This window comes from Burkholderia sp. BCC0506 (genome assembly GCF_902833145.1).
Taxonomy (GTDB): domain Bacteria; phylum Pseudomonadota; class Gammaproteobacteria; order Burkholderiales; family Burkholderiaceae; genus Burkholderia.
Window position 1 is genome coordinate 1 of record NZ_CADFEN010000033.1, and the last position, 534, is coordinate 534.

1 protein-coding gene is annotated in these 534 nt (G+C 71.9%); it reads right to left on the reverse strand.

Annotation, left to right across the window (positions count from 1 at the left end; all coding sequences use genetic code 11):
• Positions 1-534 (reverse strand): acetyl-CoA C-acyltransferase (locus HWX62_RS32830; protein ID WP_175933345.1); only part of this gene is annotated, 534 nt, incomplete at both ends.

The following is a 534-nucleotide window of genomic DNA, read 5'->3' on the forward strand; positions in this document are numbered from 1 at the left end:
CCGATCGGGTGGCCGATCGCGATCGCCCCGCCGTTCACGTTCACCTTCGACGTGTCCCAGCCCATCTGCTTGTGCACCGCCAGCGCCTGCGCCGCGAACGCTTCGTTGATCTCCATCAGGTCCAGGTCGCCCGGCGTCCAGCCCGCACGCTCCAGCGCGCGGCGCGACGCCGGCACCGGACCCATGCCCATCACGCTCGGATCCACGCCCGCGTTCGCGTACGCCTTGATCCGCGCCAGCGGCGTCAGGCCCAGCGCCGCCGCCTTCTGCGCCGACATCACCAGCACCGCCGCCGCGCCGTCGTTCAGCCCCGACGCGTTCGCCGCCGTCACCGAGCCGTCCTTCGCGAACGCCGGCTTCAGCCCCGCGAGCGATTCCGCCGTCACGCCGTGGCGCACGAACTCGTCGGTCGCGAACTGCAGCGGCTCGCCCTTGCGCTGCGGAATCGACACCGGCACGATCTCGTCGTCGAAACGGCCCGCCTTCTGCGCGGCTTCCGCCTTGTTCTGCGACAGCGCCGCGAACGCGTCCTGC